We start from the raw sequence: 14,904 nt of genomic DNA, 5'->3' as shown, positions 1-14,904 counted from the left end.
GGCGGCGGCGATGGCGGCGACGGCACCGACGGCGCGGCCGGGCAGCCGCCGTCCGACCCGGGCGGCACCGACGACCCGCCGCCGGCGGACCCCGTCGCGCAGCCGATCGACGCGTGCACACTGGGCGCCGAGGCGGTCGCCGGCGTGCTCGGCGCGAACCCGGTCCCCGAGGACGTCTCCGACCCTGCCGGGTTCGGCCCGTCCTGCGCCTGGACCGGCGCCACCGGGCACGAGCTCATCGTCGACGTCTCCACGTTCGACGACTGGGTCGGCGCGGCCGACCTTCCCGGCGGCGGCGCCGAGGCCGTCACCGGACTCGGCACCGAGGCGTGGGCGTCGCTGGGCGCGCCGTCCAACCTGCAGGTCGCCTGGCGCCGTGACGACGTCTCCGTCACGCTGGCCGCCAGCCTCGACAGCGGCGGCGCCGAACTGGTCGACGTTGCGCGCATCATCGACGCCGCGCTGCTGGCGGCCGGCTACTAGCTGATCACGTAGTCGTCGCCGACCGCGGCCCGCAGATCGTCCGTCGAGACGTCCGGCTCGGGCGCGGTCAGGTTCCAGCGGTGCCCGAACGGGTCGACGAGCCAGCCGTTGCGGCCGTGCGGTGAGTCGGCGACCGGCCGGTCGACGGTGGCGCCGGCCGCGACCGCCCGCTCGAACAGGCCGTCCACGTCGCCGACCTCGAGCACCAGCGACACCGACGAGCGGCCGGGATCGGGCGCGTAGACGCCACCCTCCGGCCACTCGTCGGCGAGCATGATGCGGGCACCCTCGACGGTGAACTCGGCGTGCCCGATGGTCCCGGTGGACGGATCGGTCCAGCGGGTGGTCTCGACGGCGCCGAACGCCGCGGCGTAGAAGTCCAGCGCGGCGGCGGCGTTCCGGGCACAGAGATACGGAGTGACGGTCGCCATGGGGCTCTCCTTCCGACCGACTCCACGCTAGACCCGAAGGCCGGTCACGCCGCCGGGTACAGCCCGAGGTCGACGGCGCGCAGCGCGAGCAGCAGGTCGGCGCGGATGAGCTGCTCCGGCCCGTCCAGCCCCAGCAGCGACGCCACCCGGCGCAGCCGGTAGGACACCGTGTTCTCGTGCACCGCGAGCCGCTCCGCCGTCCGCCGCACCGACAGCCCCGTGGCCAGGTACGCCCTGACGGTGTCGACCAGCTGCCCGTGCCCGGCCAGCGGCTCCAGCGCCCGGGCCGCCAGCCGGCGGGCGTCCAGCGGGTTGTCGATCAGCATGACGTCCGCGATGACCTGGTCGAACGGGACGACGACGCGGTCCAGCCCGGCCCGCCGTCCGGCCTCCAGCGCGGCGAGCGCCTCGCGGCACGACGCCGCCGTCTCGCCCAGCCGGTCCCGCGGCTCGCCCAGGCCGATCACCGTCCCCGGCGCCACGCCCGGACGCCCGGCGGCGCGCGAGAGCATGTCGCCGATGCCCGGCAGGTCGGGCAGCACCAGCAGGATCGTCGCGTCCTTCGAGCCGACCAGGATCCGCGAGCGCAGCCGCGGCCGCAGCACGTCCAGGATCTCCCGCTGCGCCCGCGCCGCCCGCAGCGGATCGTCGCCGGGACCACCGACGGCGACGGCGCGATGCGGCACCTGCGCGGCCACGCCGATCAGCCGGGCCCGCTCCTCGACGTGCGCCGGGTCGAGCGGCTCACCGCCGGCCAGCCGCGACACCAGGTCGGTGGCGATCTGGTCCAGGTGCGCGGCCGCCTCGCTGCGGGTCCGCCGGTACGCCTCGGTCGAGACCGCCACCATGACGTCCACCGCGGCGGCCAGGTGCCGGGCCAGCCGCGTGTACTCCTCGGGCGGCATCGGCGGGCCGGCGGCGACCAGCTGGTCCAGCAACCGGCGCTCCGCCGAGTGCCACGACGCGACGACGCCCTCGATCGGTACGCCCTGCACGGCCCGCCGCTCGCCGAGCTGCGCGGCCGGCGTCACCTCGTCCGGCCGCAGCCCGCGGCCCTCGGCGACGGCGACCAGCAGGACCCGCAGGTTCGGCGTCACGACCCCCACAAGATCGCCGAGGTCCATGCGGGCGTCGTCGTACCCGGGCAGCCGCTCCCACACGTCGCCGACGAGCGTCTGTGCCACGTCGGAAACACGACTGAGAAGAAGCTCGGCCCGTTGTGTCAGATCCACAAATCGTAGTGTGTCAACTTCCGGAGATACCCCATAGAGCGACGGGCGGATTGTGGACAACATGGCACCCCAACAGGGCACCGGCGACCGGGAGGCATTCGTGAGCACCGAGCGTGACACCGCAGCCGTCCAGAGCACCGTGGCCACGGACATGGAGGACCATGCGCTCGAGCCGGTACCGGCCGACCGGCGCCGTCCGCTGCTCCAGCTGATCGTCGTGCAGATGGGCTGGAATATCAGCGTCAGCAGCTTCCTCGTCGGCGGGGTGGTCGGCGGCGGCACCAGCCTCGGCGAGGGCCTGCTGGCGATCCTGCTCGGCAACGTGCTGCTGGCGCTGGTGGCCAGCCTGGTCGGCATGGTCGGCTTCCGCACCGGCCTGACCAGCTATCTCACCTCGCGCGCGGTGTTCGGCACGCACGGCGCGGTGATCGTGTCACTGTTCCTCGGCGTCGTCGCGATGGGCTTCATCGGCGTGCTGATGGACACCTGGGGCCTGGCCGTCAACCAGCTGATCCCGGAGATCCCGAAGTGGGCGTTCGTCCTCGCGTTCAGCGCGGCGATCCTGACCACGGCCATCTTCGGCTTCAAGGGCCTGCACCGGTACTCCGCGATCGCCGTGCCCGTCCAGGTGGCGATCGCGCTGTTCGCGCTGGTGCGCATCGGCGACCTCGACGGCGGGTTCGCCGACGTCGTGAACTACGCGCCGGCCGCGCCGATCGGCTTCTCGGTGGCGATCGGCGCCGTCATCGCCACCTGGGTCACGGGCGCCGCGCTGGTCGGCGACGTGCAGCGGTACGCCGTCCGCGCACGTGACGTCGTCCTCTCCAGCTTCTGCGGTTTCGCGGTGGGTGCGGCGATCTTCGAGACGATCGCGACGGTCTCGGCGATGAAGGTCGGCAACAGCAACTTCGTCGTCGTCATGCAGGGCCTCGGGCTGCTCGCGCCGGCCGCCGTCATGCTGTTCCTCGCACTCTGGAACACCGCGGACAACAACATCTACTCCGCGTCGCTGGCGTTCACCAACGCGTCGAACACGCTCGGACTGAAGATCGCGAAGCCGGTGTGGACGGTCATCGCCGTGCTGATCGCGCTGCTCATCGCGTTCGCCGGGCTGGCGGCGGAGTTCCAGCGCTTCCTCGGCGTCATCTCGGTGGTGGTGCCACCGTTCGCCGGGGTGCTGATCGCCTACTTCTGGGTGGTGGTACGTCGCTGGGACGCCACCGAGCTGCTGCGCACCGCCCCGTCCGTCCGGTGGGAGGCGCTGGGCTGCTGGGTCGCCGGCGCGCTGATCGCCCGCTACGGCGACCTGCTCATCGCCGACGCCATCGAGGGCCTCGTCGCCGGCTTCGTCCTGTACGCCGTCGTCGGCACCGCGATCACCCGATGGCGAACCACGTCCCAGGCCGCGGAGGTGCGCTCGTGAGGTTCGGACTCGGCGTCCCCACCGGGACCGAGGGGCTGATGTACCCGGTCCCGTACGCGGACATCGACCAGGCGGTCGAGCTGGCCGTGACGGCGGAGCGGCTGGGCTTCGAGTCGATCTGGGGCAACGACCACCTGACGACGCAGCGGTACGTGCGCGCCGAGTTCGACCGGGCGCCGCGCTATTACGACCCGTTCGGCTACCTCAGCTACGTCGCCGCCGTCACCGAGCGGATCCGGCTGGCGACCGCGGTCATGGTGCTGCCGTTCCGGCACCCCGTCGTCGCCGCCAAGCAGGCCGCCACCCTGGACCAGCTCTCGCGGGGACGAGCGGTGCTCGGCGTCGGCATCGGCGCCTACCGCGAGGAGCTGGAGGCCGTCGAACCCGGCCGGAAGGTCCATCGAGGCGAGCACGCCGAGGAGGCGATCCCGGCGCTGCGGGCGCTGCTGAGCGAGCGGTCGGCGTCGTTCCACGGCACCTGGGTGGAGTTCACCGACGTCGAGAGCTACCCCAAGCCGTACCGCGACCGGCGGCTGCCGATCCTGTCCGGCGGCAACTCGCCCGGATCGCGCTCGCGGGCCGCCCGGTACGGCGACGGCTGGCTGCCCGCCTGCCTGACGCCGGACGAGGTGCGCTCGGCGCTGGCGGCCATCGCGGCCGAGGCCGCGGAGCACGGCCGCGAGCTCCCGGCGGACTTCGAGGTCGCGCTGCAGGTGGCCGTCAGTGTCGCGCCGACCCGCGACGAGGCCTGGCGGCGGTTCGAGTCGTCGCAGGTCTACAAGCACCTCGCGTCGCTGTCCAGGACGACGCTGAAGGACCAGGGCACCGGCGACCTCGCCGCCCGCAACCTCATCGGCACCCCCGACGACGTCGCCGCGCAGGTCCGCGCCTACCGCGACGCCGGGGTGACCACGCTGGCCGGCCTGCTGTTCGCCGTCGACACCGTCGAGGAGACGGTCGACGCGATGGCCGGGTTCAGCGAGACGATCATCGCCGCAGAGACGAAGGGCAGCCGATGACGGCCGGTTCCACCCAGTTCACCGTTCCACCTCGTCCGGCGGTCGACACGGTCGCGCTCGCGCGAGACCGCCTCGACCGGCTGCGCGCCGGGCTCGCGGAGCAGCCCTATGACGCGGTGGTGCTGACCGAGCCGGAGAGCGTCCTGTACGCGACCGGCTACCGCAGCATGCCCGGCCAGGTGTTCCGCACCCATCGGATGGCGGCGCTGGTGACCGCCACCGACCTCTGGCTGGTGGCGCCGGCGGCAGACGTGCCCGCCGGCGCCACCGTTCTCCCCGTCGACCGGATCTCGCCCTTCGGCCGGTTCTACGTCGAGTCCGGGACGCCGGACCCGGTCACCGAGGTCGCCGACCGGCACGACGGGCTGGCCGCGGCGCTGGCCGCCGTGGTCGCGACGCTGCCGCCCACGGCGCGGCTGGCGGTCGAGACCCGCGACGTGCCCGCCGACGTGCTCGCCGCCTGCGGCGACGTGGTCGAGGACGGCGCCGGCCTGCTGTTCGCCGTCCGGTCGCGCAAGCTGCCGGCGGAGGTGGAGCTGCTCGGCTACGCAGCCCGGCTGGCCGAGGCCGGCATCGACGCCGCGCTGGCCGCCGCGGGGCCGGGCACCACGGAGGCGGAGCTGGCCGCCGTCGTCGCCGGGACCATGGTGGCCGGCGGGGGCGACCCGCGTTTCGTCGTCGCGCTCACCGGGGAGCGGTCGGCACTCGCCGACGCCGTCCCGTCGGATCGCGCCTGGCGGCCGGGCGAGATCGCCCGCTTCGACGTCGGCTGCGTCGTCGACGGGTACTGGTCCGACATCGGCCGCACCGCCGTGCTCGGCGAGCCGTCGGCCCGTCAGCGCGACGTCTACGCCGCCGTCAAGGCCGGCGAGGACGAGCAGCTGGCCGCGGCCCGGCCGGGGTTGCCGGCATCCGAGCTGTTCGAGATCGGCCTCGACGCCGTCGCGCGCGGGGTGCCTCGGTACCGTCGGCAGCACTGCGGGCACGGCATCGGCCTGTCGATCTACGAGCCGCCGATCGTCGCGCCCGGGGCCGACACGGAGCTGGCGGCGGGCATGACGTTCTGCTTCGAGACGCCCTACTACGAGCTGGGATGGGGCGGGATGATGGTCGAGGACGCGGTCGTCGTGACCGCTGGCGGCGTCGAGGTGTTGACGCGGTCCAGCCGCGACCTGCGGGTGGTGCCCGCATGACGTACACCCGTGAGCTCTCCTGCCTGCGCTGCGCGGCCGTCTATCCCGACCCGTCGCTGGAGCTGGTCGGCCGCGGCTGCCCGGCCTGCGAGTCCGGCGGTGTGCCGTCGAACGTGCTGCCGGTGTACGACCTCGCCGGCCTGGGCGCGCTGCCCGTGGCCGACGGGGAACCCGGGCTCTTCCGGTACCGGTCGCTGCTGCCGCTGGCGGCGGACACCCCGGCGGTGAGCCTCGCGGAGGGCTCGACGCCGGTGGTCGACCTGCCGGCGGTCGCGGAGCGCCTGGGCGTCGCGTCCGTCGTCGTCAAGGACGAGACCCGCAACCCCACCTGGTCGTACAAGGACCGGCTGGCGTCGGTCGCCGTCACCAAGGCGGTCGAGCTGGGCATCGACACCGTCGTCGTCGCGAGCACGGGCAACCACGGCGCGGCCATCGCGGCCTACGCGGCGCGCGCGGGACTGCGCTGCGTCGTCCTGACGGTGGCCAGCGTCCCGTCGACGATGAAGACGCTGATGCAGGCGTACGGCGCCTCCGTGGTCGCGCTGCCGGAGCCGCGGCAGCGCTGGACGCTGATGCGGCAGCTGGTGGAGAAGTTCGGCTGGCTGGCGATGTCCGGCCACGCCGACCCGCCGGTGGGCTCGAACCCCTACGGCGTCGACGGCTACAAGACCATTGCCTACGAGCTGGTGACGCAGCTGGCCGCGCCGCCGGACGTCGTCGTGGTCCCGACGGCGTACGCCGACGGCCTCGTGGGCATCGCGCGCGGCTTCGCCGACCTCGTCGCGCTGGGCGTGCTGGAGCGGTCGCCGCGCATGGTGGCCGCCGAGCCGTTCGGCCCGCTCGCGTCGGCCATGGCGAGCGGGTCCGAGGTCGCCGGGCCGGTGCCGTACGAGCCGTCCGTCGCGTTCTCGACCGCCTCGCCGGTCGGCACCTATCAGGGGCTGAGCGCGCTGCGGTCCACGGACGGCGCCGCCGTCGCCGTCCCGTCCGACGAGGTCATCCTGGCCGCCCAGCGCGAGCTGGCCGCGTCGGCCGGCCTGTACCAGGAGGCGGCGTCGGCGACGGCGTGGCCGGCGCTGGCGGGGCAGGGCTCGCTCGGCCCGGCCGAGTCGGTCGTCGTCATCGGGACGTCCACGGGGCTGAAGGACGTGGGCGCGACGGCGGCCACGCTGCCGGAGGTGCCGGTCATCGAGCCGACGGCGGACGCGCTGCTGGCCGCGATCGGGTCCTGATGCGACTGGCCTTCTCCGTCTCCGGGCACCGCCCGAGCCGGTCCGCCGTCGCCGCCGCCGTCGCCGCCGAGCAGGCCGGGTTCGACGAGGTCTGGGTCACCGAGGACTACGTCGAGCGCGGCGCGTTCGCGCTGGCCGGGGCGATCGCGCAGGCGACGTCGTCGGTCCGGGTCGGGATCGGCGTGGTGAACCCGTGGACCCGGCACCCAGTCGTGCTGGCGATGGAGTTCGCGACGCTGGACGAGCTGAGCGGCGGGCGGGCGCTCGCCGGGCTCGGCGCCAGCAACGAGCGCTGGATGACCGGCCAGCTGGGCATCCCGTTCGAGCGGCCGCTGAGCCGGCTGGCCGAAACCGTCGACGTCGTGCGCCGGCTGCTCGCGGGCGAGCACGTGCGGCACTCGGGCGAGGCGTACACCGTCGACACCGCGTTGTCGTTCCAGCCGGTGCGGCCGGACCTGCCGATCGTGCTCGGAGTCAAGGGTCCGCGGGCGCTGGAGCTGGCGGCGCGGGCCGCGGACGGCGTGCTGCTGTCGTTCCTCGCCGGGCCGGAGTACATCCGCCTCGTGCGCTCCCGCGTCGGCCCGTCCGTCGAGCTGGCCGGCTACGTCGGCCTGTCGGTCGCCGACTCCGGCGCCGAGGCGCGGGACCGGATCCGGCCGCTGGTCGCGCGGTTCCTCGGGATCCACGGCGACCACCTGATCACACGGTCCGCCGGACTGTCGCCGTCGCTGTGCGCGCAGTTCCGGGCCGGGCTGGTCGCCGGGGCGCCGCGGGTCGACCTGGTGACCGACGACCTCCTGGACCGGCTGGTCGCCGCCGGCACGCCCGGCGAGGTCGCGGCCGCGTTCGCCCGCTTCGCGGCGGCCGGCCTGGACGTCGCCGTCGTCCGCGACGATCCCGCCGTCGAGCCCGAGGAGACGCTGCGGCAGGCCGCCGACGCTATGGCGGGCGGTTCGACGGGGTCATAGCGCCACCGAACCGCCCGCCATCCGCGGCCTACATGCCCAGGCGCGCCTTGAGGCCGTCGAGCTCGGCCCACAGCAGCGTCGGCAGGTGGTCGCCGAACTTCTCGAACCACTCGGCGATGCCGGGTACCTCGGCCCGCCACTCCTCCGGGTCGACCCGCAGGCACGCCGCGAGCTGCTCGGCCGTCAGGTCCAGCCCCGACGTGTCCAGCGACTCCGGCGTCGGCACGTGGCCGATCGGCGTCTCCGTCGCCGCGGCCAGGCCCTCCAGCCGCTCGACGACCCACTTGAGGACGCGGCCGTTCTCGCCGAAGCCGGGCCAGAGGAAGCCGCCGTCGTCGTCGCGGCGGAACCAGTTGACGTAGAAGATCTTCGGCAGCTTGATCGCGTCGGCGTCCTTGCCCATGGCGATCCAGTGGGCGAAGTAGTCGCCGCCGTTATAGCCGATGAACGGCAGCATCGCCATCGGGTCGCGCCGCACGACGCCCACCTGGCCGGCCGCGGCCGCCGTCGTCTCCGAGGACAGCGTCGCGCCCATGAACACGCCGTGCGTCCAGTCGCGCGCCTCGGTCACCAGCGGGATCGTCGTCGCCCGGCGGCCGCCGAACAGGATCGCCGAGATCGGCACGCCGCGCGGGTCGTCGTACTCAGGGGCGATGATCGGGCACTGCTCGATCGGCGTGCAGAACCGCGAGTTCGGGTGCGAGCTGGGCTGGCCGCTGTCAGGGCTCCAGGACTCGCCCCGCCAGTCGGTCAGGTGCGCCGGCGGCTCGTCCGTCATGCCCTCCCACCAGATGTCGCCGTCGTCGGTGAGGGCGACGTTGGTGAAGACGCTGTTGCCCTTGGCGATGGTGCGCATCGCGTTCGGGTTGGTCTTCCAGCCGGTGCCGGGCGCGACGCCGAACAGGCCGAACTCCGGGTTGGCGGCGTACAGGCGGCCGTCCTCGCCGAAGCGCATCCAGGCGATGTCGTCGCCGAGCGTCTCGACCTTCCAGCCCGGGATGGTCGGCTCCAGCATCGCCAGGTTGGTCTTTCCGCAGGCCGACGGGAACGCCGCGGCGATGTAGTGCACCGAACCGTGCGGAGCGGTGAGCTTGAGGATCAGCATGTGCTCGGCGAGCCAGCCCTCGTCGCGGGCCATGACGCTGGCGATGCGCAGCGAGTAGCACTTCTTACCCAGCAGCGAGTTGCCGCCGTAGCCGGAGCCATACGACCAGATCATCCGCTCCTCGGGGAACTGGGTGATGAACTTGGTCTCGTTGCACGGCCACGCGACGTCCTGCCGGCCCGGCTCCAGCGGCGCGCCGACGGAGTGCAGGCAGGGCACGAAGTCGGCGTCGTCGCCCATCGCCTGCAGGACGTGGGCGCCCATGCGCGCCATGATCCGCATCGAGACGGTGACGTACGGCGAGTCGGTCAGCTCGACGCCGAACATCGGGTTCGCCGCCGTCAGCGGGCCCATGCAGAACGGGATGACGTACATGGTGCGCCCGCGCATCGAGCCCCGGTAGAGCTCGGTCATCTCGGCCTTCATCTCGGTCGGGTCGCGCCAGTTGTTCGTCGGCCCCGCGTCCGCTTCGTCGACCGAGCAGATGAAGGTGCGCTCCTCGACCCGCGCGACGTCCGTCGGGTCGGTGCGTGCCCAGAACGAGTTCGGCTTCTTCTCCGGGTCCAGCCGGACGAGCGTGCCCGCCGCCACGAGCTCGTCGGTGAGGGCGGCCCACTCCTCGTCGGACCCGTCGCACCAGTGGATCCGGTCGGGCTGAGTCAGCTCCGCGACCTCCCGGACCCAGGCCAGCAGCCGGGCGTGGGACGTCGGCGCGTCGTCGAGATCGAGATCGGCTCCGGGTTCGGCGAACGTCGTCATGTAGCGGTCACCCTCTTCGTGTCGGTGCGCGCAGTCGGCCCTGCGGCGCGTTCCGGGTATGCGGAAGCCGCCCAGATCTCAGGCCATTCGGAGACGGGCGATGTTCCGCGGGGATGCTCAGCACGCTAGGACCGGCATCTCACGTACTGGAACCGAGGGCGGGGTGATCAGGACCACAGAGGATCCCAAAATTCCGGACAAAACGGACTCTGGTACGTACCTCACCTCACCAGCTGTGGATGGTGGTACGTACCAGGCGGCCTCTGATCAGGCGACGACGGCGCCCGCGCGGACGACGGTGCGGGCCTTCTCGTTCCACAGCAGCGACGGGTCGGCGAACGGGTCGCCGTCGAACAGGACGACGTCGCCGGCCGCGCCCGCGCCGATGCGGCCGAGGTCGTCGCGTCCGAGCAGCTGCGCGTTGACGGAGGTGGCGCTGCGCAGCGCGTCGAGGACGCCGAGCACCTCGACCTGCAGCCGCAGCCCGACCAGCTGGTCGTCCTCCAGGTCACCCATGAGGTCGGTGCCGAAGCCGATGCGGACGCCGGCGCTCCTCGCCAGCTCGATGGCATGCTTGCCGGAATCGAGGACCTCGCGGTTCTTGGCCTTGGAGATCGGGTTCATGCCGAGCTCGTCGCCGCGCCGGTCCATCGCGTCGTACGCCGCGAGCGTCGGCACCAGGAACGCGTCGTGGCCGGCCATCAGCCGGGCGGTCGCCTCGTCGAGCAGGTTGCCGTGCTCGATCGAGCGGACGCCGTTGCTCACCGAGTGCTCGATCGCCTCCGGGGAGTACGCGTGCGCGGCGACGTACGACCCGCGGCGGGCCGCCTCGTCGGTGATCGCGCGGACCTCGTCGGCGCTGTACTGCGGCCGGCGGATCGGGTCGGTCAGCGACACCACGCCGCCCGACGCCATGATCTTGATCGCGTGGGCGCCGCGGCGGAACCGGTCGCGGACCGCGCGCCTGACCCCGTCGACACCGTCGACGACCTCGCTCATGTGCGCATGGCCGACGCACAGGTCGCGGTCGCCCGGACGGGGGTCGCCGTGGCCGCCGGTCTGCGAGAGTGCGGGGCCGGTGTAGAAGTACCGTGGCGCGGCGACCAGGCCCTCGTCCAGCGCGCGGGCGAGCCCGGGATCGCCGCCCGCGACGTCGCGGACGGTCGTGAAGCCGCGGCGCAGCGCGTTGTTCAGGCGACGCGCGGCCTTGAGCGCGACGTAGCTCAGCGGGCTGGACTCGATGCCGACCATGTCCAGCCCGACGCCGTACGCGTGGCAGTGCGCGTCGATGAGGCCCGGGACGACCGTCCCGCCGCGCGCGTCGATGGTGGTGGCCGGCGGCCCGGTGTGCTCGGTCGTCTGCGGGTCCACGACCACGCCGTCGACGATGTGGACGTCGCCCTCGGTCAGCTCGGCCGAGAAGCCGTCGAAGATGTGCGCGTTCGTGATGGTCAGGCTGGCCGGCTGCTGGCCCATGGGCGGGTCACCCTTCTCGTCTCGATTGTGTCATGTCACACGCTATAGGGTGTGTTCGCGCTGGTCGCAGGCGGTCCGGTGGGCGGCGACGCTATCCGATTTCGGCCTCGCCGCTCGGACCGGTACACTCGGTCACCGGTCCGCTTCATGGCGGAACGAGCGCCCGTAGCTCAACGGATAGAGCATCTGACTACGGATCAGAAGGTTAGGGGTTCGAATCCCTTCGGGCGCGCATCCTGAGACCCCAGGCCACAGCGGTACCGGCCTGGGGTTTCATTGCGTCGACGCCGCGGCCGAGCGAGGATTCGACCTGTGCGGTTCGCACGACCCATCGCGGGCTCGCTCGTCCTCACGGGGATGGGCCTGTCAGTCATGCTCTCGGCGTGCGCCGATTCGGGGCCCGGCGACGCGCCGTCGCAGGTCCCGGCCGTCGACGGCGCCCCGGCCGTGTGGCAACTGCAGCCAGATCAGCGGCTCACGGCCGCGTCCACCGGCTTCACCGCACTCGTCTCCCGTCTCGCCTGCAACAGCGGGGTCACCGGCGACGTGGTGGAACCGGACATCGAGATCGGGGAGGCAGAGATCGTCGTCACCTTCCGGGTGGAGCCTGATGACCCCGGCGCCGCCGACTGCCAAGGCAACGATTGGGTCCCTTACGAGGTCAGCGTGAACGAACCGATCGGCGATCGAGCGCTGATCGACGGTCAATGCCGACCCGGCGGGGCGGCCGAACAGACCGTGTTCTGCGACCCCGGCCCCAGCCGCTGGACGCCCTGAGCGCGCGGGCCGCGGTGCCGGTCGGACGGCGCTGGGCTCGCGCTACTGGGACGCGCAAACCCGTTGCCCGTGCGATGCGACGGGCCAGAGACTGCGGCCGTGGCAGATGAGTCCTCCTGGCGCGTGTTCGACCGCATCGCCGGCGACTACGACGATGTGCTGCCGTTCTTCCGTGAGGTCGGCGAGCGGTTCGTAGCCGCACTGGAGCTCGCTCCGGGGACGCGCTTCCTCGACCTCGGGGCCGGCCGCGGCGCGCTGACGGGACCGGCCCTGCGCGCGGGGTGCGCGGTGACCGCGATCGACGCCGCTCCGGCGATGGTCGCGCGGCTGCGGGCTGCGTTCCCCGCGGCCGACGCCCGGGTCATGGACGCGCACCGGCTCGATCTCCCCGACGCGTCCATCGACGTGGTGGGGTCGACGTTCGTCCTGCACGTGCTCGACGATCCGGTGGCCGCCGCCGGCGAGGCGTTCCGCGTCCTCGCGCCCGGCGGGCGGATCGCCGTCTCCGCCGGCGCCGCCGTCCGCTCGCCGCCGTCCGCTCGCCGTCGCCGCACGCCGTCCAGGGCGCGATGGACGGGCTGTTCGCCGGGTTCGCCGAGCTCCTGCCGCCGCACGGCGGGATGGGTGCGCCCGTCGACCTCCGCGGCCTGCTGGCGGCCGCCGGATTCGCCGGTCCGACCGCGCGGCACGTGGAGGTCGCGATTCCGGTGCCGGACGGCGAGACGCTGTGGCGGTGGGCTCTGTCCCACGGCTACCGCGCGTTCGTCGACGACCTGCCCGGCGAGGCGCGGCGCGAGTTCCGCCGCCGCTTCGTCGCACTGCCGGACGAGGTGGGCGGCGGGGCCGTGCTGCAGCGCGCGGTCGACGTCCTCGTCGGCACGAAGCCACGTCATGGGTGAGCGGTTGGTGTTGCCAGAGCGACAGTAGACGCTCACCCATCAGCCCGGACGGGGCCGCGGACCTCGGCGGGCAGGGCGGCCCGGGCGAGGACGGTGTGGAACGACGCGGCGATGGCCGTCCGGGTGCCCAGCCCGGTCCGGTCCTTGATCGCCGCGATGTGCTTGTCGACCGTCTTCTCGGTGATGCCGAGCGTGTCGGCGATGTCGAGGTTGCTCGCGCCCGCGGCGATCAACGCCGCCACCTGGCCCTGCCGCAGGGTCAGGTACACCGGCTCCGCCACCTCGGACGCCGCCCCGAGCGAGACCGGCAGCGACACCGTCGCGAGGTCCTCGCGCCGCGCCAGCCCGAGGGCGCGCAGCGCACTGGCCACGTAGCCCTCCACCGTCCGCACGCCGAGGAACAGCGCCGCCGCGATCTCCCGGTTCGTCCGCCCGGCGGCCGCGAGCGTGGCGACCTCGAGCTGCCGGGTGCTCAGCACCCCGTCAGCGGGGGCCACCGGTGCGCGGAACAGCTGCACGGCCCGGGTCCGGACGGCGGCGATCCGCGCCTCGGTGGCGTAGGCGTCGAGGTTCGCCAGCGCGCCCAGCGCGGCGTCGCGGCGGCCGCGGCGGACGGCGTCGGACAGCAGCAGCCACCGGGTCCGGAAGACCTCGAACCCGTGGCCCAGGTCCTCGACGACGGGCGCCTCCTGCACCGCGGTCCCCGACAGCAGCGCCTGCATCCGTTCCCGCACGATGAGGACGTACGGCGACGGCATCATGTGGTCGACGATGCGCTGCAGCCGCGCCGCCTCGACGGTGTCGCCGTCGGCCACGGCGGCCGCGCACAGCATCTCGGCCGTCAGCGCGCGGTCGGGGTTGGTGAGCACCAGGTCGTCGATGTCGCCGTCGGCGAGGATGATGCGGCGGGCTCCGTCGGCGTCGCCGAGACTGGTGAGCACGATCGCCAGCTCCATGAGCACCGAGTGCCCGAGCGACCGCCGGCCATCCCGCCAGTCGCCCATGAGGAGCAGCCGCTCCAGCTCCGACGACGACGTGCCGCCACCGGGCGGCTGCTCACGCGACATCACGGCGAGGACGTGCTGGATCGAGCGCACGTGCATCCACCACGACCAGTTGCCGGACTCCTCGAACCCGGCCAGTGCGCGGTCGACCATGTCCGCCGCCTCGGCCACCCGCAGCTGGGTGGTATAGCAGCAACCGGTGATGTGGTCGAGGAACGGGCCGATCGCACCGAGTCCCGCACGCTCGGCCGCACGACGGGCGGCGTCGGCGACCTGCAGCCCCTCGACGACCAGCGAGTGCGCCAGCGACAGCGTCGGCACCCAGTACAGCAGGTCGATCGCGTCGAGGATCTCGGCCGGGTCGTCGCGGGCGAGCAGCTCCAGCAGACCGAGCCGGGCCCGCTCCTCGAGCGACAACTGCTCCGCCCAGTCCGCCACCGACGGCGCCGCGGTCCAGCCGCCCGCGGGCTCGATGCCGTCCATGACGAGACGATCGAACGCGACGGCGACCAGTGCGCGGACAGCCGTCGCCGACGACTCGACGACGCCGGGCGGCCCGTCGAGCGAGAGCGTGAACGCGCCGAAAGCCGGCTCGAACGCCACCCCGAGCTGCAGCTGGACCTCGAGGTCCCGGCGCAGCGACGGGTCCGCGACGGTCGGCAGCACCGCGGTGAGCCGATCGTGCGCCGGCCGCTCGCGGCCACTGAGCTGCTCGTACCGGGCCAGCCGCAGCACGCCGGACGGCGACGACTCCAGCGCGGCGGCCAGAGCGCCGCCCGTCAGCGCCGGCAGCGACCGGCCCGCGAGCGCGGCCGCCTCGCCGTCGACGAGGCCGCGTATCACCGGCACCGCCGAGAAACCGTAGAAACCCCCATGCCCGGCCAGTGGCATACGTAGGAACCC

The 14,904-nt window shown here is 73.3% G+C and carries 12 protein-coding genes, 1 tRNA gene and 2 pseudogenes; 10 read left to right on the top strand and 5 right to left on the bottom strand.

The window, feature by feature from the left end:
* Nucleotides 1-483 (top strand): annotated as a pseudogene (locus DY240_RS32140) (hypothetical protein); the annotation flags it as partial.
* Here the strand turns inward: DY240_RS32140 and DY240_RS20730 are convergent.
* Together DY240_RS20730 and DY240_RS20725 are read right to left on the bottom strand one after the other, a co-directional pair.
* Nucleotides 480-914, bottom strand: a complete 435-nt coding sequence (locus DY240_RS20730; protein ID WP_119661748.1) for a VOC family protein — start codon at nucleotides 912-914, stop codon at nucleotides 480-482. The pseudogene DY240_RS32140 and the gene DY240_RS20730 overlap by 4 nt on opposite strands.
* Before the next feature lie 44 nt (nucleotides 915-958).
* Entirely contained in the window at nucleotides 959-2,098 is a 1,140-nt protein-coding gene (locus DY240_RS20725) for a PucR family transcriptional regulator (RefSeq protein ID WP_119661747.1), read from the bottom strand.
* A 148-nt stretch (nucleotides 2,099-2,246) separates the two neighbouring features.
* Between DY240_RS20725 and DY240_RS20720 the strand changes: the two genes are divergently transcribed.
* Genes DY240_RS20720 through DY240_RS20700 form a run of 5 tightly spaced genes read left to right on the top strand, consistent with a single transcriptional unit; the run spans nucleotide 2,247 to nucleotide 7,981 of the window.
* Nucleotides 2,247-3,569, top strand: a complete 1,323-nt coding sequence (locus DY240_RS20720; RefSeq protein ID WP_158602925.1) for a purine-cytosine permease family protein — start codon at nucleotides 2,247-2,249, stop codon at nucleotides 3,567-3,569.
* The gene (locus tag DY240_RS20715; protein ID WP_158602924.1) at nucleotides 3,566-4,588 is read left to right on the top strand and encodes an LLM class flavin-dependent oxidoreductase; all 1,023 of its coding nucleotides are present in this window, start codon (nucleotides 3,566-3,568) and stop codon (nucleotides 4,586-4,588) included. Before DY240_RS20720 ends, DY240_RS20715 begins: the two co-directional genes overlap by 4 nt.
* Nucleotides 4,585-5,781, top strand: coding sequence for a M24 family metallopeptidase (locus DY240_RS20710; protein WP_119661744.1), 1,197 nt, complete (start codon nucleotides 4,585-4,587; stop codon nucleotides 5,779-5,781). Before DY240_RS20715 ends, DY240_RS20710 begins: the two co-directional genes overlap by 4 nt.
* A complete protein-coding gene (locus tag DY240_RS20705) occupies nucleotides 5,778-7,013 on the top strand; it encodes a threonine synthase (RefSeq protein ID WP_119661743.1) in 1,236 nt (411 codons plus the stop codon). Before DY240_RS20710 ends, DY240_RS20705 begins: the two co-directional genes overlap by 4 nt.
* Nucleotides 7,013-7,981 carry an LLM class flavin-dependent oxidoreductase gene (locus DY240_RS20700; RefSeq protein ID WP_119661742.1) on the top strand — a complete coding sequence of 323 codons (969 nt, stop codon included), beginning with the start codon at nucleotides 7,013-7,015 and terminating at the stop codon, nucleotides 7,979-7,981. The genes DY240_RS20705 and DY240_RS20700 overlap by 1 nt, the downstream gene beginning before the upstream one ends.
* A gap of 28 nt (nucleotides 7,982-8,009) precedes the next feature.
* Here DY240_RS20700 and DY240_RS20695 read toward each other — a convergent pair whose 3' ends face one another.
* Both DY240_RS20695 and DY240_RS20690 read right to left on the bottom strand, forming a co-directional pair.
* Nucleotides 8,010-9,845: a phosphoenolpyruvate carboxykinase (GTP) gene (locus DY240_RS20695; RefSeq protein ID WP_119661741.1), complete on the bottom strand. Its 1,836-nt coding sequence runs from the start codon at nucleotides 9,843-9,845 to the stop codon at nucleotides 8,010-8,012.
* Between the two features lie 267 nt (nucleotides 9,846-10,112).
* Entirely contained in the window at nucleotides 10,113-11,321 is a 1,209-nt protein-coding gene (locus tag DY240_RS20690; RefSeq protein WP_119661740.1) for a metal-dependent hydrolase family protein, read from the bottom strand.
* A gap of 159 nt (nucleotides 11,322-11,480) precedes the next feature.
* On the opposite strand from DY240_RS20690, the gene DY240_RS20685 reads away from it, so the two are divergent.
* The 4 genes and pseudogenes from DY240_RS20685 (at nucleotide 11,481) to DY240_RS33435 (ending at nucleotide 12,997) form a co-directional block, all read left to right on the top strand.
* Nucleotides 11,481-11,553: transfer RNA gene (locus DY240_RS20685), tRNA-Arg, on the top strand.
* A gap of 80 nt (nucleotides 11,554-11,633) precedes the next feature.
* Nucleotides 11,634-12,098, top strand: a complete 465-nt coding sequence (locus tag DY240_RS20680; RefSeq protein WP_119661739.1) for a hypothetical protein — start codon at nucleotides 11,634-11,636, stop codon at nucleotides 12,096-12,098.
* A gap of 69 nt (nucleotides 12,099-12,167) precedes the next feature.
* Nucleotides 12,168-12,602, top strand: a pseudogene (locus DY240_RS34150) (class I SAM-dependent methyltransferase); the annotation flags it as partial.
* Nucleotides 12,603-12,667: 65 nt separating this feature from the next.
* Complete coding sequence (locus DY240_RS33435; RefSeq protein WP_233552816.1) at nucleotides 12,668-12,997, top strand: hypothetical protein; 330 nt, start codon at nucleotides 12,668-12,670, stop codon at nucleotides 12,995-12,997.
* A gap of 32 nt (nucleotides 12,998-13,029) precedes the next feature.
* On the opposite strand, the gene DY240_RS20670 is transcribed toward DY240_RS33435, so the two are convergent.
* Nucleotides 13,030-14,850 carry a LuxR family transcriptional regulator gene (locus tag DY240_RS20670; RefSeq protein WP_147375418.1) on the bottom strand — a complete coding sequence of 607 codons (1,821 nt, stop codon included), beginning with the start codon at nucleotides 14,848-14,850 and terminating at the stop codon, nucleotides 13,030-13,032.
* Between the last annotated feature and the right edge of the window lie 54 nt (nucleotides 14,851-14,904).

It is taken from the genome of Jiangella rhizosphaerae, assembly GCF_003579925.1.
GTDB classification, from domain to species: domain Bacteria; phylum Actinomycetota; class Actinomycetes; order Jiangellales; family Jiangellaceae; genus Jiangella; species Jiangella rhizosphaerae.
This window is presented reverse-complemented; position numbering and strand designations above follow the sequence as displayed.

Coding starts and splice junctions, on each gene's coding strand:
- DY240_RS20705 (WP_119661743.1), top strand. CDS start 5,778: ATGACGTACACCCGTGAGCTCTCCTGCCTGCGCTGCGCGGCCGTCTAT.
- DY240_RS20700 (WP_119661742.1), top strand. CDS start 7,013: ATGCGACTGGCCTTCTCCGTCTCCGGGCACCGCCCGAGCCGGTCCGCC.
- DY240_RS20690 (WP_119661740.1), bottom strand. CDS start 11,321: ATGGGCCAGCAGCCGGCCAGCCTGACCATCACGAACGCGCACATCTTC.
- DY240_RS33435 (WP_233552816.1), top strand. CDS start 12,668: ATGGACGGGCTGTTCGCCGGGTTCGCCGAGCTCCTGCCGCCGCACGGC.
- DY240_RS20695 (WP_119661741.1), bottom strand. CDS start 9,845: ATGACGACGTTCGCCGAACCCGGAGCCGATCTCGATCTCGACGACGCG.
- DY240_RS20730 (WP_119661748.1), bottom strand. CDS start 914: ATGGCGACCGTCACTCCGTATCTCTGTGCCCGGAACGCCGCCGCCGCG.
- DY240_RS20710 (WP_119661744.1), top strand. CDS start 4,585: ATGACGGCCGGTTCCACCCAGTTCACCGTTCCACCTCGTCCGGCGGTC.